An 18,018-nucleotide genomic window follows, 5' to 3' on the forward strand; every position below is an offset into this window, starting at 1 on the left:
GCAAAGGCCCCTCACCCCAGCCCTCTCCCGTGAACGGGAGAGGGGGCGAAATGCGATCTACGCCAGCAGGCTAAGCCAGGCCGATGCTAACAACAGCAGCGCCATTACCTGATTGAAGCGGCGCATGCCGGCGTCGGTGCGGCAAAAGCGCGTCACGCCCCGGCCCAACGCCGCCCACACGCCCAGGCAGGGAATAGCGACCAAAAAGAACAGCAAGGCCAGCAGCGCCACGCGGTTGGTTTTGTCCGGTGCATGGGCGGCAAACACCCCAACCACCGCCAGCGCCATCATCCAGGTTTTCGGATTCACCACCTGCAAGCCCGCGGCCGCCGCCATGCTTAGGCGCTTGCCTGGTTGCTGGCGGGCATTGTCCAGGCCCACCGCCGGGCTGCGGAAAATCTGCCAGGCCAGGTAACTCAGCCAGGCGATTCCCGCCCAGGCCATCGCTTGCTGCACAAGTGGATGGCGGGTCAGCGCATCGCCAATGCCCACACCCACCAGCAACACCAACAGGGCCGCACTGGCGCAGGCGGCCAGCACCAACGGCACGGCCGCGAGCAGCCCAAAGCGGGCGCTGTTACTGAGCACCAGCAGGTTGGTGGGGCCGGGCGTTATGGAGGCGACGAGGGCGAAAAGCAGAAAGGGCAGCAAGTCCACGATGGGCTCCAGGCAGATTCAGGAGCCGTAAGGGTTGCAGGCGGGCGAGGTTCAGTCTGGATGATTTGTGCAGCGCTTGCGGTAGTCCGCCGGGGTCAGCCGATACGCCCGACGGAACCAGCGGCCGAGATGGCTTTGGTCAGCAAAACCAAGGGCGCTGGCCACCTGTGCCGGCGTTTCGCCCCGGGCCAGCAGGTGCCGGGCTTTGCTCAGGCGCAACTGAATGAGATAGGCATGGGGCGCCATGCCAAACGCGACTTTGAACGCGCGGCTGAGGCGGAAACGGTCGACACCGCTGATGCGCGCCAGGTCGTCCAGCCCGATGTCGTCGTGCACATGGGCATGTAAATAATCGCGCGCCCGCTGCGCCACCAGCGGCAAGCGCGGGTCGAGGCCTTGCGGCTTGCGCCAATGCAAATGCGCGGTCATTTGCCCGAGCAGATCATCTAGCGCCGTCTGCCGCACGATGCGCAATTCGTTGCCATGCAACGCCTGGAACGCATTCAGCGTGGCCTGGGCCAGCGGCCGGTCGCCGATCAACGTTTGCTCGAACCCCGGCTGGCAATCGCTGGGCGCCTGCTCGAACAGGGCGTGCAGCTCCCGCTCCAGCCACTGCGGGTCGAGATAGAGCATGGAATAGGTGAAGCCTTCCTCCGACGGCGCGGTGCCGTCATGAATCTCGCCGGGCTCGAGCATAAATACCTGGCCGGGCGTGCTGTTGTGGCGCTGCTGGCGGCAACTGAACTGCTGCACTCCTTGCTCGGTGACGCCGATGAGGTAGCTGTCGTGGAAATGCGGGTCATAGGCATGGCCCCGGAAATGCGCGCGGATGGTCTCGATGCCGGTGTCGGCGTCTTGGCTGAGATCGATCCAGTTGCTAGCGGCCATGGTAGGGACCAGACAGGGGACGGGGGTGGGTCAGTATGCCAAGGTCGAAAATGGGCGTCTGAAAGTTTTGTGCAGTGGGTTTGGATGGCGGCAGCGGCCGGAATCGCATCGCGGCTAAAGCCGCTCCCACAGAAATCGCACAACCTGTAGGAACGGCTGGGCGGCATTCCGCTTTAGCCGCGAGATTTTGATCTTGCTCTACCGCTCTTGACCTGGCTTGTGATCTGGTTCGTGATCTTCCGCTCTTGATTTTGATCTACATCGCGAGGTTTAGCGCAGGCCGAGTGGAGTCGTTGCGTAGGGGGTTGAGCGGCCGGGAGCCGCGAAAGGCGTGTCGGGCCAAGGATGGCCCTTATCGCGGGGACGCCTAGTCCGTGCCCCCGGAGTAACGACGGAGCGAGGGAACCCGCAGCGCAGCGGAGGGCCAAGGTAGGAGCTAGACTTTTTGGTTACTTTTGGGTGGTCCGGCAATCCGGCAATGACAAAAGTGACTCGCGCGTAAGGCGCGAAACAAAAACGTTCAGCGCACGCGATAACGAATACCTGCGCGCTAGCGAAAGCAAACTCTTGCGGCTTCAGCCGCCATGCAGTGACACGACGGACACCACCCGTCACCCATCACCGGATGGCCGTCGACGTCGCCGCGTTAAACCACCCCTTCACATAACACGTCGACACCAACGACGTATCACACCGCCCGTTCGTCAACGCCTCACGCAATTTGCCGATGTCCGCCCGCTCCACATAGCGGCGCGCATCGTCCATGTCGTCGGCCTGCCCATAGCCGCCGTTGAGCATTTCGCTCAGGGCTTCCTGTTTGCTCCAGCCTTGAATCACCGTGCGGAACATCGCGCCCATCAGGCCAGTGCGGTCGCTGCCGTGTTTGCAGTGCATCAGCACCGGGCCGCGGGTTTCGGCCAGTTGCAGGGTGTTGAGCACGCGCAGTACGTCGGCGTCGTTTACGCGGTCGGCGTGCAGCGGAATGCTGATCAAGGTGATGCCGCTGTTGCCTAGCCACTGGCGGTCGTCTTCCTTGCTCAGGCTGACTACGGTGCGCACTTGCAGCTGTTCCAGCACCGCCAGGTTTTGCGGCTTGGGCAGGGCGCTGCGGTAGAGGGTGGGGGACATTTCGAAGAGTTTGAAACTGCTGTCGACCGGCCGCGCCCAGGTTTCGCTTTGCGCGGCGTTGAAGACTTCAACCGGCGCGGCCTGGGCGTGGCGGAAATGGACGAGCAGCCCCACGCCCACCAGCGCGATAAACCCCGCAACAGCAACCACCAGACGATAAGACGTGCGCATGAAAGCCCCTCAAGTAAGGGCACTCATGCTAGGAATCGGCCGGTGAAGCGTTTATCAAATCGATGTGAAAAAACGGTGAAAGGCGAGGCGTTTTATTGCGTTCGCGAACCGCCGAAGTAGGCGCAGCCGCGTTCTACTTTGCCGTTGCTGCGCAGCTCGGCGGACAGAAATTGCACGGCGCCGGTGGCGCTGTCGACGCAGCGTTGCGGGGCAACCCACAGTTCTATGCGCAGGCCGTTGGCTTCGCTGGTGAGGTTGAAGCGGCCGTTGGGCAGTTGTTCTTCCAGGTAGGGCAGCGCCAACGGTTCCTGGTTGGGACGCTCCAGCACCATGCCTTTGGCGTTAACGCTTACGCTCCAGTCCGGCTCGTGGCCGCTGGCGCGCAGCATTTGGCGTTTGAAGTTGGGGTCGTCGCAGCCGTGGCCTTCACGTTGCACGCGGTACAGGCGGGTGAGGTTCAGTTGGCCGTCGGTGCCGGCCACCGGGCTGGCGCCGAGGTTGCCGCTAACGTCGGCGAACAAGGTGGCGTCACGGCTGTCGAGCAGGGAGGCGGACTCTTGCAGCAGGCCGGTGTTGCCGCTGTCGCTGATGACGAAGCGGCGCTGTTCCTGGCACGGGCGCAGCAGCAGTTTGCCGTTGCTGACGCTCAGTTCGCCCTGCATGCGGTTGCCGGGCGAGACCGGCGTTTCGTCCTGTTGGTCAAACATGGCGCAACTGGCGAACAGGGGCAGCAGGGCAAACAGCAGAGGGCGTACGGCGCGCATCGGGAGGGTCTCCTGGGAAGTGCGGCCACGTTACCCATGGGTCTGCGTTGGCACAAGAGCGGAGCGCGGATTGAAAAGCATCGAGGCTGAAGCCTCTCCTACAGAAATCTGGGGGCTTCAGCATCGTGGGGCCCGTCACTCACCCGACGGTATAAACCTGCCCGGTTTGCTTGCCCTCGACACTTTTCGAGTAGGCCAGAGAAACGTCCGCTGCCGGCACCGGTTTGAAGCCACGGAAGAACGGGCCGTAGCTGTCCATGGATTCCACCAGCACGTTGGGGCTGACTACGTTCACGCGCAGGCCGCGCGGCAGTTCGATGGCGGCGGCTTTGACGAAGCTGTTGAGTGCGCCGTTAACCATGCTCGCCGAGGCGCCGGCAACGATGGGGTCGTCGCTGAGGATGCCGGAGGTGAAGGTGAATGAACCGCCGTCGTTGATGAATTCGCGGCCGATCAGTAGCAGGTTCACCTGGCCCATCAGCTTGTCGTTCAGGCCGATGGCGAACTGCTCGGCTTGCAGGTCGGCCAGCGCGCCGAAGTGCACCGAACCGGTGGTGCTGACCAGTGCATCGAAGCGGCCGGTTTGTTCGAACAACTGGCGGATGGAGGCGGCGTCGCGGATGTCGACCTGGAAGTCGCCGCTGCTGCGACCGACGCGAATCACTTCATGGCGCTCGGCCAGTTCACGCGCTACGGCTTGGCCAATGGTGCCGCTGGCACCGATCAGGATGATTTTCATGGCACTGCTCCTCGGGGTTGGATGTGGGACGCAGTGTAGGACGGCATTTTGTGAGCGATAATCCGTCTAATTGGAAACCTTTGGTTCTCGCTGGGAAACAATCGCCATGAGTGAAATGGATGATCTAGCCGCCTTCGCCACGTTGGTGGAGGCCGGCAGCTTTACCGCCGCCGCGCTGCGGTTGGGGTGCAGCAAGGGGCAACTGTCCAAGCGCATTGGCTTGCTGGAGCAGGGCTTGGGCATCAGCCTGCTGCACCGCACCACGCGGCGGCTGTCGCTAACGGCGGCGGGGGCGGCGTTGTTGCCGGAAGCGCAGGCGTTGGTGGCGCAAGCGACGCGGGCGCGGCAGACCTTGGCGCGCTTGCAGGAAGAGGCGAGCGGCGTGGTGCGCATTACGGCACCGGTGTCGTTGGGCGATACCTTTTTCGACGCCCTGCAACTGGAGTTCGCCCGCGCCTATCCGCACATTCGCATCGAGCTGGAGCTGAGCAACAGCTACCGCGATCTGGTGGCCGACGGCTTCGATTTGGCCATTCGCAGCGGTGAGCAGAGTGATGATCGCCTGGTGGCGCGGCCGTTGTTGTCGATGCAGGAACTGACCTGCGCAAGCCCGGCTTACCTGGCGGCTCACGGCCAAGTGCGCGAGCCGCAGGCGCTGAGTGAGCAGGTGTGCCTGCTCAACAGCCACTACAGCGGCGCTGAGGAATGGCTGTATCACCGCCAACATGAATTGACCCGCGTGCGCGTGAACGGCCCGTTTGCCAGCAACCACTACAGCTTGCTGAAAAAAGCCTGCCTGGGCGGGGCGGGGATTGCGCGGTTGCCCTCGTACCTGGTGCATCAGGAATTGCTCGACGGCACGCTGGTGTGGCTGCTGCGCGATTACCAGACGCGCATCAGCCCGGTGTTTCTGGTGCATGCCTATCAGCATGGGTTGCCCAAGCGTACGCAGGTGTTGGCGGATTATTTGTTGGCGTGGTTTGAAGAGCGGCGGGGGGAGTTGGATCGGTTGACGACCGTGGCGCCTTAACGTCCCCCCTCACCCCAACCCTCTCCCGCGAGGGGAGAGGGGGCATATCGAGGTGCTCGCAGGATTTCCTCTCCCCTCTACCTCTGGGAGAGGGGCTGGGGGTGAGGGTGGGGTCAAACGCGCTGATCAGCCTTAAGCAGCGTCTCCAGACACTGCTCCTGAATCCCGTAAAACGTTTTGATCCCTTGAATCCGCTCCATCACCGGCGCCGGGTCTACCGATTCGGGGCGTTTCACGGCGAGGATCATTTTGTTTTTGTTGGTGTGTTCCAGCGAGACGAATTCGAACACTTTGGTTTCATAGCCGCAGGCTTCCAGCAGCAGGGCGCGCAGGCTGTCGGTGACCATTTCGGCCTCCTGGCCCAGGTGCACGCCATATTGCAGCATGGGCCGCAGCAGGGCCGGGGTTTGCATTTGTGGGCGGATCTGTTTGTGGCAGCACGGCGAGCACATGATGATCGAGGCGTCGCTGCGAATGCCCAGGTGAATGGCGTAGTCGGTGGCCACGTCGCAGGCGTGCAGGGCGATCATGATGTCGATGGCGGCCGGCGTGTACGTGCGCACGTCGCCGTGTTCGAAGCTCAGGCCCGGTTGCTCCAGACGCGCGGCGGCGTCGTTGCCCAGGCGCACCATGTCTTCACGCAATTCCACACCGGTGACTTTGCCCTGACGGCCGAGGCTGTTGCGCAGGTAGTCGTGCATGGCGAAGGTCAGGTAGCCCTTGCCGGAGCCGAAGTCCACCGCGTGAATCGCCTCGTCGGCGCCGCGTTGTTGCAGCGGCGAGCTGGCCAGGGCGTGGGAAAACACTTCGACGAACTTATTGATCTGCTTCCACTTGCGCGCCATTGCCGGCACCAGTTCGTGCTTGGCGGTGGTCACGCCGAGGTCGGTGAGAAACGGGCGGGTCAGCTCAAGAAAGCGTTTTTTCTCGCGGTCATGGCCGGCCTGGGCGCCTTCGCGTTCCACAGCCTTGCCCACAAACAGCCGGCTTTTGTTTTTCTTGCCGAAGGTCAGTTGCACGTCGTCGGTGAGCGACAGCAGGTGGGCATTTTTGAACGCGGCCGGCAGCAAGTCGGCGATCAAGGCCAGGGCCTCGGCGTGGGGGAAATTCTTGGTAATGTCGCGGGTTTTGTAGGTGTACACGAACGACAAACACGCCTGGCCGCGCACCGTGATCGGACGGATCGCCACCCGTTGCAGCTCGGTTTCGTCGCCCTGGTATTTGCTCAGCAGCACCTTGACCAAGGTGTTCTGCACCAGACTCTTTTCCACGAGGGCGAGAAAATCGCCACGGTCATCGGTGGTGGTGGCGGCGGCGGAAAGTTCGACTGACATGGACGGGCCCGGTCTTCACTGGCTGGCGAGGGGCGGTAATGCTACAGGGTTCGCGCCGTTCTGTGGCGCCGCGCCAGCAGGTGGTCGATGGACAGCACGCCTGGCCCGCGCGCCATCAGCAGCAGCAAAATGGCGGCCCAGGTGCCGTGCACGGGATAGGCGTCGGGGTAGACGAACAGTTGAATCGTCAGGGTCATGCCCAGCAGTGCCAGGGCGGAAAAACGCGTGGCCAGGCCCAGCAGAATCAGCACCGGAAAAACGTGCTCGCTAAACGTGGCGAGGTACGCCGCCGTTTCGGGCGGGATCAACGGCAGCGCGTATTCGCTGCTGAACAGCGGAACGGTCGAATCCGCCAGGTGCGGGTTGTCGTAGACAAAGGTGCCGCTGACCAGGTCCACGGCAAAGCCCTCCACCTTGGTTTGGCCGGATCGCCAGAACACCGCCGCAATGGAAAACCGCGCGATAAAGGCGATCAGGCTGTGGGGAATTTTTTCGAACAAGTCGATTACGCGGCGCAGGCTCATGGGGTTTCTCGGTAAGAAAGCGCGGTGATCGCGCCGTGGGAAATCAGCAGTGCCAGGGCGGCGCCGAGGTCGAAATCCGGCGCGCAGGATTGCGCCGCGTCGGCGAAGGTCTGGCCATTCAGCAGTCGGCCGATAAAGCCGGCGCTGTCGGCGTCGATGCCGATCACCAGCACGTCGAGGTGCTGACGCAGCACCAGGCAGTGTTCGGCGCTGCCAAGGTCAACCTGCTCGATGGCTAACTCGCCCTGGTGCGCGGCCCATAGCGAGCGCACTCCGTAAGCCGACGTCAGCAGGTGAACGGAGGCGTGCAACTGAAACCGCAAATCGCCCAGACGCTCGCTGTCGCCTAGCGCGCCGGCTAGCACCTCATGCGCGACGGGCTCGGCATCAGCCGCGTGGTAAGCCTGCACCCGCAAGGCTTCCAGTCGCGCCATGTCTGCGAGGTACGGCAGCGTGGCGGCAGGCTCGAAGGTTTCTATAAACAACGGAAAGTCGCTGCCGTAGTGCACCAACAGGCACGAGGAAGGCGGATTGGCTTTTACGTACACCGCCGCCATGGCGCGGAAAAACGCCTCGCCGACCAACTGCTGCACAACGGGAAAGGTATCGGTCAGGGCATTGATCAGCGAGCTGAGCACGTTGTTGCGGTACACGGCGAAACGCGCCGCCGGGTCGGAGCCGTTGTAAGTGTGCAGCCCGCTCGGCGTGATGAGCTCGTCGCTCAGCAGGGCGTGCTCGAACTCGGCTTGCACGCTCATCGCGCGGTGCTCCGCGCCAGTACGCGTTCGGCCATGTGCGCTTCGGCTAGCAGGTGGTCCAGCGGCGGCACGTCGTTGTCACGCTCGATCAGCGTCGGCAGCGGGCCGAGGCGCGCGATGAGTTCGGCGTACAGCTGCCACACCGCGTCATCTACCGGCGCGCCGTGGCTGTCGATTAACAGGCGGGCGCCGCTGCTGTCGCGGTCTTCGGCAAAGCCGGCGAGATGAATCTGCTCCACGGCGTGCAACGGCAGCTCGTTGAGATAAGCCTGCACGTCGCGCTGGTGGTTGATACACGAGATGTACAGGTTGTTGACGTCCAGCAGCAGGCCACAGCCGGTGCGTTGCACCACGTCGTGGATAAACGCGGCCTCGCTCAAGCTTGAGGCGGTGAACTCGACGTAGGTGGCTGGGTTTTCCAGGAGCATGCGGCGCTTGAGCACGGTTTGCGTGTGGTCGATGTGTTCGCACACGCGCGCCAGCGTTGGTTCGTCGTAGGCCACGGGCAGCAGATCATTCAGGTACGTGGCGCCGTGGCTGGACCACGCCAGGTGCTCGGAAAACGCCGCAGGGTCGTAGCGTTCCAGCAGCGTGGCGAGGCGTTGCAGGTGGTCGCGATCCAGCGGCTCGGCGCCGCCAATCGACAACCCGACCCCGTGCAGCGACAGCGGGTAATGCTGGCGAATCTGCCCGAGGTAGTGATGAAAAGGGCCGCCGGCGACCATGTAGTTCTCCGCATGAATTTCAAAGAAACCCACGTCGGGCAGGCTGGCGAGAATGGCGTGGTAATGCTGGGACTTCAAACCCAAACCCGCACGTGCGGGCAGGTTTGAAACAGAAGCGAGAGGCGCGCCATGGGAAGCGATAACGGACTGATTCATGACGGCGCGCCCCGCGTACTTAGGCTTTTTCTTTAAACGCTGCCATCTGACCGAAACCGGTCGGCGAGGTTGGGCTGGCGGTTTTTTCGCAGGTGCCGGCCGGTACATGTTTCCACGCGCTGCCTTGGTAATCCTTGGTGGACGTGCCAGCACAAGTGGTGCCCGCGCCTGCTGCGCAATCGTTTTTACCCTTCATGGAAACGCCAAAACATTTTTCGCCTTTGCTGTCATCGGCATGGGCAACCATCGGCGCGGCGGCAATGCTCAATGCGCTGCCCAAGGCCAGAGCGAGGGCGGCGGTATGCAGAGGGCGGTTTTTGTTTTTCATGGATGTGTCTCTCTTCAGTGGGAGGAAACAAGCCGTAGTGGCCTGCTTAGTGAAGTAGAGAAACGAGGCGGGGGGGTGTTACAGGGGGGATTAAATTATTTTCACTAATTCTGAATGGCGGGGATGAAGATCAGAAGCATCGCGAATTTTAGGCGGGAAATGAGCTTGGGCTTTTCGCACGCCGATCCAGATCGAGCGAGCTAGAGCGGGGCAAGGCAAAACAGGTTTTTAAAGCGCAGTTGGCTGTAGCCAATGAGCATTTAAAAACCTGTTTTAACGCAGCCCCGCCGACGCGCAGCCGATCGCTTAGCCACCCAGGTAGGCGTCTCTTACTTTCGGATCGGTTAACAACGACTCACCCGTGCCTTCCATCACCACATGGCCGTTTTCCAGCACATACGCACGGTCAGCAATCTTCAGCGCCTGGTTGGCGTTTTGTTCCACCAGGAACACGGTCACACCGTCTTTGCGCAGCTGTTCGATGATCTGAAAAATCTGCTGGATGATGATCGGCGCCAACCCCAGCGATGGCTCGTCGAGCAGCAGCAGTTGCGGCTTGCTCATCAGCGCACGGCCAATGGCGAGCATTTGCTGTTCGCCGCCAGACATGGTGCCGCCGCGCTGGTTGTAGCGTTCTTTCAGGCGCGGAAACAGGTGCAGCACTTTGTCGAGCTGTTCCTGGTAGTCGCCCTTGTCGGTGAAGAAGCCACCCATGGCCAGGTTTTCTTCAACGGTCAGGCGGGCAAAGATGCGGCGGCCTTCAGGCACCACGGCAATGCTTTTGCGCATGATCTCGCTGGATTCCAGGCCCACCAGTTCTTCGCCTTGGTAGCGAATGCTGCCGCTGGCGGCACGCGGCGAACCGCACAGGGTCATCAGCAGGGTCGACTTGCCGGCGCCGTTGGCGCCGATCAGGGTGACGATCTCGCCTTTGTGCACTTGCACGTTGACGTTATGCAGCGCTTGGATCTTGCCGTAGAAGGTGGAAACGTTGTCGAAATACAGCATGGTTACGCTTCCCCCAAATAGGCTTTGATCACTTCCGGATTGTCGCGAATCTGCTCCGGAGTGCCATCGGCCAGCGGTGTGCCCTGGTTGATCACGACGATGTGGTCGGAAATGCTCATGACCAGTTTCATGTCGTGTTCGATCAGCAGCACCGTGACGTTGTATTCATCGCGCAGCACGCCGATGAGCTGCTTGAGCTCTTCGGTTTCGTTCGGGTTGAGACCGGCCGCCGGCTCGTCGAGCATCAGCAGGCGAGGGCGGGTCATCATGCAGCGGGCAATTTCCAGGCGGCGTTGCTGCCCGTACGCCAGCGTGCCGGCCGGGCGGTTGGCGACCTCGGTGAGGTTGACCTTATCCAGCCAGTGCGCGGCAAACTCCATGGCTTCACGCTCGCTTTTGCGAAACGCAGGAGTCTTGAACAGACCGGCCAGGAAGTTGGTGTTGATGTGCCGGTGCTGGGCAATCAGCAGGTTTTCAATGGCGGTCATGTCTTTGAACAGGCGCACGTTCTGGAACGTACGCACCACGCCCTTGCGGGCGATTTCATGGCCGGCCAGCCCCTGAATGGCTTCACCGTCGAGCAAGATGGTGCCGCTGGTGGGTTTGTAGAAACCGGTCAGGCAGTTGAACACCGTGGTTTTGCCGGCGCCGTTCGGGCCGATCATCGACACCACTTGTTTCTCTTGCACGGTCAGGCCCACACCGTTGACGGCCAGCAGACCGCCGAAGCGCATGCACAGGCCGCTTACTTCAAGAATCGGGCGGCTCATTGCTTCAACTCCAAGTGCGGGCGCTGCATGGGCAAGAAGCCCTGTGGACGCCAAATCATCATGAACACCATCAGGGCACCGAACAGCAGCATCCGGTACTCGCTGAAGTTACGCATCAGTTCGGGCAGCAGGATCATCACGATGGCGGCCAGAATTACCCCCAGCTGCGAGCCCAAGCCACCGAGTACAACGATGGCCAGAATGGTGGCCGACTCCAGGAAGGTGAACGACTCCGGGGTAATCAGGCCTTGGCGCGCGGCAAAGAAGCTGCCGGCGAAACCGGCGAAGCAGGCGCCGAGGGTGAAAGCCGAGAGTTTGATCACGGTCGGGTTCATGCCCAAGGCGCGGCAGGCGATTTCGTCTTCACGCAGCGCTTCCCACGCACGGCCGATGGGCATGCGCAGCAGGCGGTTGATGACGAACAGCGCGACCAACACCAGCAGCAAGGCCACCAGGTACAGGAAGATCACTTTGTAGATCGAGTTGTAGGCGATGCCGAAGTATTCGTGGAAGGTTTGCAGGCCTTCCGCCGCCTTGCGCTCGAAGCTCAGGCCGAACAGGGTCGGTTTGTCGATGTTGCTGATGCCGTTCGGGCCGCCAGTCAGCTCGGTGAGGTTACGCAGCAGAATGCGGATGATCTCGCCGAAACCCAACGTGACGATGGCCAGGTAATCGCCGCGCAGACGCAGCACCGGGAAACCCAACAGGAAGCCGAACAGCGCCGCCATCAGGCCGGCAATCGGCAGGCACAGCCAGAAACCGAAGCCGTAGTAGTGCGAAAGCAGGGCGTAGCTGTAGGCGCCGACGGCGTAGAAGCCGACGTAACCCAGGTCGAGCAGGCCCGCCAGGCCGACCACGATGTTCAGGCCGAGGCCGAGCATGACGTAGATGAGGATCAGCGTGGCGATGTCCACCGCGCCGCGCGAGCCGAAGAACGGCCACACCAGCGCCACCACCACCAGGGCCAGCACGAACCAGCGTTGGGTCGAGGGCAGGGTCAGGAAGTTGGTGGCCGACGACGGCACGCCCGGCACTTTCGGCACGGCGTCCCAGGCATTGCCCAACTGGCTGCGGAACAACTGCCAGAAGAACATGCCGATGGCGCAGGCGAAGATGGTCCACAGCACCGGCGCGCTGGCGCCGTGCACTTCCAGCTTGATGCCGACGATATTCAGCTTCAGGCCCAGAATCGGGTAGGCCACGGCCAGCACCAGCAGGGCGCTGAAAAACGCCGTCTTGAGCTGTTTGGCTTTAATAGAACTGGTCATACCTTTTCAACCTCCGGGCGACCGAGAATGCCGGTCGGGCGGAACAACAGCACCAGCACCAACAGGCTGAACGCCACCACGTCTTTGTATTGGTCGCCGAAAATGTCGGCACCGAACGCTTCGGCCACACCCAACACCAGACCGCCGAGCATGGCGCCCGGAATGCTGCCGATGCCGCCGAGTACCGCGGCGGTAAAGGCCTTGATGCCGGCGAGGAAGCCCAGGTTCGGGTTGATCACGCCGTACTGCATGCCCAATAACACCGCCGCAACGGCCGCCAGGGTGGCGCCGATGACGAAGGTCAGGGCAATGATGTTGTTGGTGTTGATGCCCAACAGGTTGGCCATCTTGATGTCCTCGGCGCAGGCGCGGCAGGCGCGGCCCAGGCGGGAGCGGGAGATGAACACCGTGAGGCCGGCCATCACCAGGAACGTGACGACGAAGATCAGCACCTGCATATAGGAGATGACCACACCGTTCATGGTGCTCTCGCCAAATACGAAGTTGCCGGGGATCAGGTTTGGAATCGCTTTGTCTTTCGAGTTCTGCGCGAGCAAGACCTCGTTCTGCAGAAATATCGACATACCGATTGCCGAAATCAGCGGGATCAAACGGTTGCTGCCGCGCAGCGGTCGGTACGCGACCCGTTCAATGCTGTAGCCGTAGGCGCTGGCGACAATGATGGTGGCTGCGAACGCCGCGATCAGGATGATCGGCAGGCTGTCCAGGCCCATCATGGTCAGGCCGGCGATCACCAGAAAGGCGATGTAGGAACCGATCATGTACACCTCACCGTGGGCGAAGTTGATCATGCCGATAATGCCGTACACCATCGTGTAACCGATGGCGATCAGGGCGTACGTGCTGCCAATGGTCAAGCCATTAACCAGCTGCTGTAAGAAATGGTAGATGTCAGGCATCAGAACTCTCCTGAAAACTTACAAAACCTGTTGCGCGACTCGATAGCTCTGTCAGGTCGAGATGTTCCCTGCAGGCCGGTTACGGCTGCATCCACTCGGTGTGGGCACAGTTAGCTGGGGTTCCAGCCAAGCGGTGTGGTCAATCGCTTCCATCACGAAGCACGCCTTGTGCTTCGCCCCGTGCGGGGTCGGCTCGCGCCGCTCAGACCTGCCAGTGGCGGTCTGCCTTGCTATTTAGCTGGGGATTGGGGTTTTGAAGCTTTCGCGTGGGTGGCGCTCATTCGCTTGTGGCTGAGCGTGGACCCGTTTACCTCTTAAAACAAAGCCCACTGCGTGTGCAGTGGGCTTCGGGTTGCGGCTTGTTACTTACTTGGCTTCTGTTTTGGTGCCGTCAGCGTGCCAGTCATAGACCACGAAGCTGAAGTCTTTCAGATCGCCTTTGGCGTCGAAGCTCAGGTCGCCAGTCGGGGTGTTGAAGGTGTTGGCGCGCAGGGCGGCCGCTACCTTGGCGGTGTCGGTGTCGCCGGCTTTCTTGATGCCTTCGGCAATCACTTGTACCGCTGCATAAGCCGGGAACACGAAAGGACCGCTCGGGTCTTCTTTCTTGGCTTTGAACGCTTCAACCAGGGCCTGGTTTTTCGGGTCTTGGTCGAACGACTTCGGCAGGGTAACCAGCAAGCCTTCGGAAGCCGGGCCAGCGATGGCCGACAGCTCTTTGTTACCCACGCCTTCTGGGCCCATGTAGCGAACTTTCAGGCCTTTCTCAGCCGACTGACGCAGCAGCAGGCCGAGTTCTGGGTGGTAGCCGCCGTAGTAAACGAAGTCGACGTTGGCTTGTTTCAGCTTGGAGATCATGGCCGAGAAGTCTTTGTCGCCGGCATTGATGCCTTCGAACAACGCGACTTTCACGCCTTTGGCTTCCAGGGTTTGCTTAACGGCGGTGGCGATGCCTTCACCGTATTGCTGCTTGTCGTGGATGACCGCAACGGTTTTCGGCTTGATGTGGTCAGCAATGAAGTTGCCGGCGGTTGGGCCTTGCAGGCTGTCCAGACCGATGGTGCGGAACACCAGCTGATAACCACGGGCGGTGATTTCCGGGCTGGTCGAGGCCGCGGTAATCATCAGAATGCCTTCGTCTTCGTAAATGTCCGAAGCCGGCTGAGTGGAGCTGGAGCACAGGTGGCCAACCACGAATTTCACTTCGTCGTTAACGATTTTGTTGGCCACGGCCACGGCTTGTTTCGGGTCGCAAGCGTCGTCGTACACCACGCCTTCGAGCTGCTGGCCGTTTACGCCGCCAGCCTTGTTGATTTGTTCGATAGCCATTTTGGCACCGATGAACTGCATCTCGCCGTATTGAGCGACCGCGCCGGTAACCGGGCCAGCCAGGCCGATTTTGATGGTGTCAGCTGCTAGTGAATAGCTGGCGACGCCGGCCATAGCCATGGCTGCAAACAGTTGCTTAGTAGCCTTGTTCATAGTGCTCCACTCTTATGTTTTTTCGTTTTTTTGTAAGACCCGATCACGCGTACTGCGCGCCCGGTTCATGCCCTGTTGGCCTAAGCTGCGGCGCCAGGCGAAATCCCCGGCCCTAAGTCCCTTTGAATACGAGGGCCCTGGCAACTTTAACGGCGGAGTTTAGAGTGCCGATTTGTGCCTTGAAAAGCGGCGACTGATGCTGTCTGTAGGCAATGTCGCTAAATCGAAATAAATGTATAGAAAAACGGCGTGTCGTCGCTGCTGGGCAGAGCGTCAGGCCGATCTTGTTCCGCCGGCAAACGCCGCTATCATTGCCGCCCGGCGGCTTGGCCGCCATTTACATCTTGTCGAACAAAAGAGCCCCTAATGACCGACGCCATTGACCCGCTTTACGCCAAGTTGCTAGGCGAAACCGCCCCGATCACCTGGCAGGAACTGCAACCCTTCTTCGCCCGTGGCGCCTTGCTGTGGGTGGCGCCGGGCAGTGACTTGATCGAAGTGGCCATGGGCTTTGCGCAAGACAACGGCGCCCAGGTGGCGCAATGGTTGGCCGGTGGCGTGGTGAGTAAGGTGGAAGCAGAGGTGGCGCAGGATCTGCTCGACCGTGACCCGACGCTGTGGGCTGTGGTGGTGGCGCCTTGGGTGTTGGTTCAGGAGCGGGGGTAGAGCGATCACAACGATCAACGGCCCCTCTCCCCCAGCCCCTCTCCCGCAAGCGGGCGAGGGGTGACGACTGCCAGCGACGCCACTCGCTCGGCCCCCTCTCCCGCTTGCGGGAGAGGGCTGGGGAGAGGGGCGTGCAAGCGGTGATCGAGAATGCCGTTCGCAGGGTTCGCCACCAAGGTGGCTCCTACAAAAACGCAAAAAAAAGCCGCTCAATCGAGCGGCTTCTTCACACCAACGTTCTTACTCTTCGATGGCACCCATGGCCGTGGTGTTGAAACCACCGTCCACGTAGGTGATTTCACCGCTGATGCCCGACGCCAGGTCGGAGCACAGGAAGGCGCCGACGTTGCCGACTTCTTCGATGGTCACGTTGCGGCGCAGTGGCGTTTGCGCTTCGTTGGCGGCGAGCATTTTGCGGAAGCTTTTGATGCCGGACGCCGCCAGGGTGCGAATCGGGCCAGCCGAAATGCAGTTTACGCGGGTGCCTTCCGGGCCAAGGCTGCCGGCCAGATAACGCACGCCCGCTTCCAGGCTGGCTTTGGCCATGCCCATCACGTTGTAGTTGGGCATGGTGCGCTCGGCGCCCAGGTACGAAAGCGTCAGCAGACTGCCGTTGCGGCCTTTCATCATTTCGCGACCAGCTTTGGCCAGGGCCACGAAGCTGTAGGCGCTGATGTCGTGGGCGATGCGGAAACCGTCACGGGTGGTCACTTCGGTGAAGTCGCCGTTCAGTTGGTCGCCAGGGGCGAAACCGACGGAGTGAACGATCACGTCCAGGCCGTCCCACTTTTTGCCCAGCTCAACGAACACGTTGGCGATTTCTTCGTCGCTGGCCACGTCGCACGGGAAGCACAGGTCGGCGTTCGAGCCCCAGCCGGCGGCGAATTCTTCCACGCGGCCTTTGAGCTTTTCGTTCTGGTAGGTGAAGGCGAGTTCAGCACCCTCGCGATGCATGGCGGCAGCAATGCCGGATGCGATGGACAGCTTGCTGGCGACACCGACGATCAGTACGCGCTTACCGGCGAGAAAACCCATGGTGTTATTCCTCTTCCTGCTTTCAAGGATTAATCGGCAGTGGCTGGGACCAGGAAAGCGGCCTCCAGCAACTGCTGCGTATATACGTGTTGCGGGGCGGCGAAGATGGCTTCGGCTGGCCCCTGTTCCACCACCCGACCTTGCTTGACCACCATCAAGTGGTGACTCAGCGCCTTGACCACCGCCAGGTCATGGCTGATGAACAAGTAGGTCAGGTTGTACTTGCGCTGCAGCGATCGCAGTAATTCCACCACCTGACGCTGCACGGTACGGTCCAGTGCCGAGGTGGGTTCATCCAGCAGAATCAACGCCGGCTTGAGCACAAGTGCCCGGGCGATGGCGATTCGCTGCCGTTGCCCACCGGAGAACTCGTGGGGGTAGCGATGCCGGGTTTCCGGATCCAGACCTACCTCCAGGAGTGCATCGATTATTGCCTGCTCCTGTTCTTCTTCACTGCCCATCTTATGAATGCGCAGCCCTTCACCAATGATCTGACACACCGACATCCGCGGGCTCAGGCTGCCAAACGGGTCCTGAAACACCACCTGCATCTGCCGCCGCAAGGGCCGCACTTGATGCTGGGTCAGGCCGTGCATGTCCTGGCCTTGAAAGCGGATGACGCCCTTGCTGCCAATCAGCCGCAAAATCGCCAACCCGAGGGTAGATTTGCCGGAACCGCTTTCACCCACAATGCCCAGGGTTTGGCCCTGGGGCAGGCTGAAGTTGATGCCGTCCACCGCTTTCACATGATCGACCGTATGGCGCAGCACGCCTTTCTTGATCGGAAACCACACCCGCAGGTCTTCGACTTCGAGCACTGGCTTGCCGGCTGCGTTGGCCACCGGCGAACCGCTGGGCTCGGCTCCGAGCAATTCCTGGGTGTAGGGATGCTGCGGATTGTCGAACAGTTCATCGCATGAAGCCTGTTCGACGATCACTCCGCGCTGCATGACACATACCCGGTGCGCAATTCGTTTCACCAGGTTCAAATCGTGGGTAATCAGCAGCAGCGCCATGCCCAGGCGGGCCTGCAAATCTTTGAGCAGTTCGAGAATTTTCAGCTGCACGGTGACGTCCAGCGCCGTGGTCGGCTCGTCGGCGATCAGCAGCTCCGGCTCGTTGGCCAGCGCCATGGCGATCATCACCCGCTGGCGTTGCCCGCCGGACAATTCGTGGGGCAGCGCTTTGAGGCGTTTGTGCGGCTCGGGAATGCCCACCAGTTCGAGCAATTCCAGGGTGCGCTTGGTCGCGGCTTTGCCGGTCAGGCCTTTGTGCAGGGCCAGCACTTCGTTGATTTGCTTTTCGATGTTGTGCAACGGGTTCAGCGAGGTCATCGGCTCTTGGAAAATCATGGCAATGCGGTTGCCACGGATGTGCCGGAGTTTCTTTTCGTTGACGGTCAGCAGGTCGTGCCCGGCATAGCGAATGCTGCCGGCCGGGTGGCGCGCGAGCGGGTAGGGCAGCAGGCGCAGAATGGAGTGCGCCGTCACCGATTTGCCCGAGCCGCTTTCGCCAACCAGCGCCAAGGTTTCGCCACGGCGAATATCAAAGTTCAAGCCTTGGATCACGCACTGACGGCTCGCGCCTGAGGTGAATTCCACGGCCAGGTCGCGCACTTCAATGAGATTTTCCGGCGCGGTGTTTGGCGGCGTTTTAGGGGTCTGGCCCAT

General features: G+C 61.4%; 19 protein-coding genes. 2 read left to right on the top strand and 17 right to left on the bottom strand.

Annotated elements, in window-relative coordinates; all coding sequences use genetic code 11:
- Positions 1-57 precede the first annotated feature (57 nt).
- The 5 genes from AC0IW7_RS21635 to AC0IW7_RS21655 all read right to left on the bottom strand — a co-directional run bounded on the left by AC0IW7_RS21635 (position 58) and on the right by AC0IW7_RS21655 (position 4,347).
- The gene (locus AC0IW7_RS21635; protein ID WP_471820873.1) at positions 58-660 is read right to left on the bottom strand and encodes a LysE family translocator; all 603 of its coding nucleotides are present in this window, start codon (positions 658-660) and stop codon (positions 58-60) included.
- A gap of 48 nt (positions 661-708) precedes the next feature.
- Positions 709-1,545: an AraC family ligand binding domain-containing protein gene (locus tag AC0IW7_RS21640; RefSeq protein WP_471820753.1), complete on the bottom strand. Its 837-nt coding sequence runs from the start codon at positions 1,543-1,545 to the stop codon at positions 709-711.
- Between the two features lie 618 nt (positions 1,546-2,163).
- Positions 2,164-2,844 carry a phosphatase domain-containing protein gene (locus AC0IW7_RS21645; RefSeq protein ID WP_471820755.1) on the bottom strand — a complete coding sequence of 227 codons (681 nt, stop codon included), beginning with the start codon at positions 2,842-2,844 and terminating at the stop codon, positions 2,164-2,166.
- A gap of 92 nt (positions 2,845-2,936) precedes the next feature.
- On the bottom strand, positions 2,937-3,608 hold the full coding sequence (locus tag AC0IW7_RS21650; protein WP_471820757.1) for a COG3650 family protein: 672 nt from the start codon (positions 3,606-3,608) through the stop codon (positions 2,937-2,939).
- Between the two features lie 139 nt (positions 3,609-3,747).
- Positions 3,748-4,347: a short chain dehydrogenase gene (locus tag AC0IW7_RS21655; RefSeq protein ID WP_471820758.1), complete on the bottom strand. Its 600-nt coding sequence runs from the start codon at positions 4,345-4,347 to the stop codon at positions 3,748-3,750.
- A gap of 106 nt (positions 4,348-4,453) precedes the next feature.
- Here AC0IW7_RS21655 and AC0IW7_RS21660 point away from each other — a divergent pair, with 106 nt between their 5' ends.
- Positions 4,454-5,377 carry a LysR family transcriptional regulator gene (locus AC0IW7_RS21660; RefSeq protein ID WP_463550001.1) on the top strand — a complete coding sequence of 308 codons (924 nt, stop codon included), beginning with the start codon at positions 4,454-4,456 and terminating at the stop codon, positions 5,375-5,377.
- Between the two features lie 113 nt (positions 5,378-5,490).
- On the opposite strand, the gene AC0IW7_RS21665 is transcribed toward AC0IW7_RS21660, so the two are convergent.
- From AC0IW7_RS21665 to AC0IW7_RS21710, 10 genes are all read right to left on the bottom strand, one after another.
- Positions 5,491-6,711: a class I SAM-dependent methyltransferase gene (locus tag AC0IW7_RS21665; RefSeq protein ID WP_471820760.1), complete on the bottom strand. Its 1,221-nt coding sequence runs from the start codon at positions 6,709-6,711 to the stop codon at positions 5,491-5,493.
- Positions 6,712-6,752: 41 nt separating this feature from the next.
- Complete coding sequence (locus AC0IW7_RS21670; RefSeq protein ID WP_471820761.1) at positions 6,753-7,235, bottom strand: DoxX family protein; 483 nt, start codon at positions 7,233-7,235, stop codon at positions 6,753-6,755.
- On the bottom strand, positions 7,232-7,993 hold the full coding sequence (locus AC0IW7_RS21675) for an HvfC/BufC family peptide modification chaperone (protein WP_471820763.1): 762 nt from the start codon (positions 7,991-7,993) through the stop codon (positions 7,232-7,234). The genes AC0IW7_RS21670 and AC0IW7_RS21675 overlap by 4 nt, the downstream gene beginning before the upstream one ends.
- On the bottom strand, positions 7,990-8,874 hold the full coding sequence (gene bufB, locus AC0IW7_RS21680; RefSeq protein WP_471820765.1) for an MNIO family bufferin maturase: 885 nt from the start codon (positions 8,872-8,874) through the stop codon (positions 7,990-7,992). The genes AC0IW7_RS21675 and bufB overlap by 4 nt, the downstream gene beginning before the upstream one ends.
- A 19-nt stretch (positions 8,875-8,893) precedes the next feature.
- Entirely contained in the window at positions 8,894-9,202 is a 309-nt protein-coding gene (locus tag AC0IW7_RS21685) for a BufA1 family periplasmic bufferin-type metallophore (protein ID WP_471820766.1), read from the bottom strand.
- Between the two features lie 306 nt (positions 9,203-9,508).
- Positions 9,509-10,210: an ABC transporter ATP-binding protein gene (locus tag AC0IW7_RS21690; RefSeq protein ID WP_471820768.1), complete on the bottom strand. Its 702-nt coding sequence runs from the start codon at positions 10,208-10,210 to the stop codon at positions 9,509-9,511.
- A 2-nt stretch (positions 10,211-10,212) separates the two neighbouring features.
- Complete coding sequence (livG, locus tag AC0IW7_RS21695; protein ID WP_122453357.1) at positions 10,213-10,980, bottom strand: high-affinity branched-chain amino acid ABC transporter ATP-binding protein LivG; 768 nt, start codon at positions 10,978-10,980, stop codon at positions 10,213-10,215.
- Positions 10,977-12,248 (bottom strand): high-affinity branched-chain amino acid ABC transporter permease LivM, encoded by a 1,272-nt coding sequence (locus AC0IW7_RS21700; protein WP_122453356.1) that lies wholly within the window; start codon positions 12,246-12,248, stop codon positions 10,977-10,979. Before AC0IW7_RS21700 ends, livG begins: the two co-directional genes overlap by 4 nt.
- A complete protein-coding gene (livH, locus tag AC0IW7_RS21705) occupies positions 12,245-13,168 on the bottom strand; it encodes a high-affinity branched-chain amino acid ABC transporter permease LivH (RefSeq protein ID WP_122453355.1) in 924 nt (307 codons plus the stop codon). The genes AC0IW7_RS21700 and livH overlap by 4 nt, the downstream gene beginning before the upstream one ends.
- Before the next feature lie 366 nt (positions 13,169-13,534).
- Positions 13,535-14,647: a branched-chain amino acid ABC transporter substrate-binding protein gene (locus AC0IW7_RS21710; RefSeq protein ID WP_463541847.1), complete on the bottom strand. Its 1,113-nt coding sequence runs from the start codon at positions 14,645-14,647 to the stop codon at positions 13,535-13,537.
- Positions 14,648-15,013: 366 nt separating this feature from the next.
- Here AC0IW7_RS21710 and AC0IW7_RS21715 point away from each other — a divergent pair, with 366 nt between their 5' ends.
- On the top strand, positions 15,014-15,313 hold the full coding sequence (locus AC0IW7_RS21715; RefSeq protein ID WP_471820770.1) for a DUF2288 domain-containing protein: 300 nt from the start codon (positions 15,014-15,016) through the stop codon (positions 15,311-15,313).
- Between the two features lie 240 nt (positions 15,314-15,553).
- Here the strand turns inward: AC0IW7_RS21715 and fabI are convergent, their stop codons facing one another.
- A complete protein-coding gene (fabI, locus tag AC0IW7_RS21720) occupies positions 15,554-16,348 on the bottom strand; it encodes an enoyl-ACP reductase FabI (RefSeq protein WP_463382405.1) in 795 nt (264 codons plus the stop codon).
- Between the two features lie 29 nt (positions 16,349-16,377).
- Positions 16,378-18,018 carry an ABC transporter ATP-binding protein gene (locus AC0IW7_RS21725; RefSeq protein WP_471820772.1) on the bottom strand — a complete coding sequence of 547 codons (1,641 nt, stop codon included), beginning with the start codon at positions 18,016-18,018 and terminating at the stop codon, positions 16,378-16,380.

The sequence above is a fragment of the Pseudomonas sp. AC229 genome (assembly GCF_979254655.1).

What these genes read in the sequence shown, in the direction of transcription:
- livG (WP_122453357.1), bottom strand. Translation starts at nt 10,980, where the DNA reads ATGAGCCGCCCGATTCTTGAAGTAAGCGGCCTGTGCATGCGCTTCGGC.
- AC0IW7_RS21675 (WP_471820763.1), bottom strand. Translation starts at nt 7,993, where the DNA reads ATGAGCGTGCAAGCCGAGTTCGAGCACGCCCTGCTGAGCGACGAGCTC.
- AC0IW7_RS21650 (WP_471820757.1), bottom strand. Translation starts at nt 3,608, where the DNA reads ATGCGCGCCGTACGCCCTCTGCTGTTTGCCCTGCTGCCCCTGTTCGCC.
- AC0IW7_RS21690 (WP_471820768.1), bottom strand. Translation starts at nt 10,210, where the DNA reads ATGCTGTATTTCGACAACGTTTCCACCTTCTACGGCAAGATCCAAGCG.
- AC0IW7_RS21655 (WP_471820758.1), bottom strand. Translation starts at nt 4,347, where the DNA reads ATGAAAATCATCCTGATCGGTGCCAGCGGCACCATTGGCCAAGCCGTA.
- livH (WP_122453355.1), bottom strand. Translation starts at nt 13,168, where the DNA reads ATGCCTGACATCTACCATTTCTTACAGCAGCTGGTTAATGGCTTGACC.
- AC0IW7_RS21660 (WP_463550001.1), top strand. Translation starts at nt 4,454, where the DNA reads ATGAGTGAAATGGATGATCTAGCCGCCTTCGCCACGTTGGTGGAGGCC.
- AC0IW7_RS21645 (WP_471820755.1), bottom strand. Translation starts at nt 2,844, where the DNA reads ATGCGCACGTCTTATCGTCTGGTGGTTGCTGTTGCGGGGTTTATCGCG.
- AC0IW7_RS21665 (WP_471820760.1), bottom strand. Translation starts at nt 6,711, where the DNA reads ATGTCAGTCGAACTTTCCGCCGCCGCCACCACCACCGATGACCGTGGC.
- AC0IW7_RS21715 (WP_471820770.1), top strand. Translation starts at nt 15,014, where the DNA reads ATGACCGACGCCATTGACCCGCTTTACGCCAAGTTGCTAGGCGAAACC.
- AC0IW7_RS21700 (WP_122453356.1), bottom strand. Translation starts at nt 12,248, where the DNA reads ATGACCAGTTCTATTAAAGCCAAACAGCTCAAGACGGCGTTTTTCAGC.
- AC0IW7_RS21725 (WP_471820772.1), bottom strand. Translation starts at nt 18,018, where the DNA reads ATGGGCCAGACCCCTAAAACGCCGCCAAACACCGCGCCGGAAAATCTC.
- AC0IW7_RS21685 (WP_471820766.1), bottom strand. Translation starts at nt 9,202, where the DNA reads ATGAAAAACAAAAACCGCCCTCTGCATACCGCCGCCCTCGCTCTGGCC.
- bufB (WP_471820765.1), bottom strand. Translation starts at nt 8,874, where the DNA reads ATGAATCAGTCCGTTATCGCTTCCCATGGCGCGCCTCTCGCTTCTGTT.
- AC0IW7_RS21640 (WP_471820753.1), bottom strand. Translation starts at nt 1,545, where the DNA reads ATGGCCGCTAGCAACTGGATCGATCTCAGCCAAGACGCCGACACCGGC.
- AC0IW7_RS21710 (WP_463541847.1), bottom strand. Translation starts at nt 14,647, where the DNA reads ATGAACAAGGCTACTAAGCAACTGTTTGCAGCCATGGCTATGGCCGGC.
- fabI (WP_463382405.1), bottom strand. Translation starts at nt 16,348, where the DNA reads ATGGGTTTTCTCGCCGGTAAGCGCGTACTGATCGTCGGTGTCGCCAGC.
- AC0IW7_RS21670 (WP_471820761.1), bottom strand. Translation starts at nt 7,235, where the DNA reads ATGAGCCTGCGCCGCGTAATCGACTTGTTCGAAAAAATTCCCCACAGC.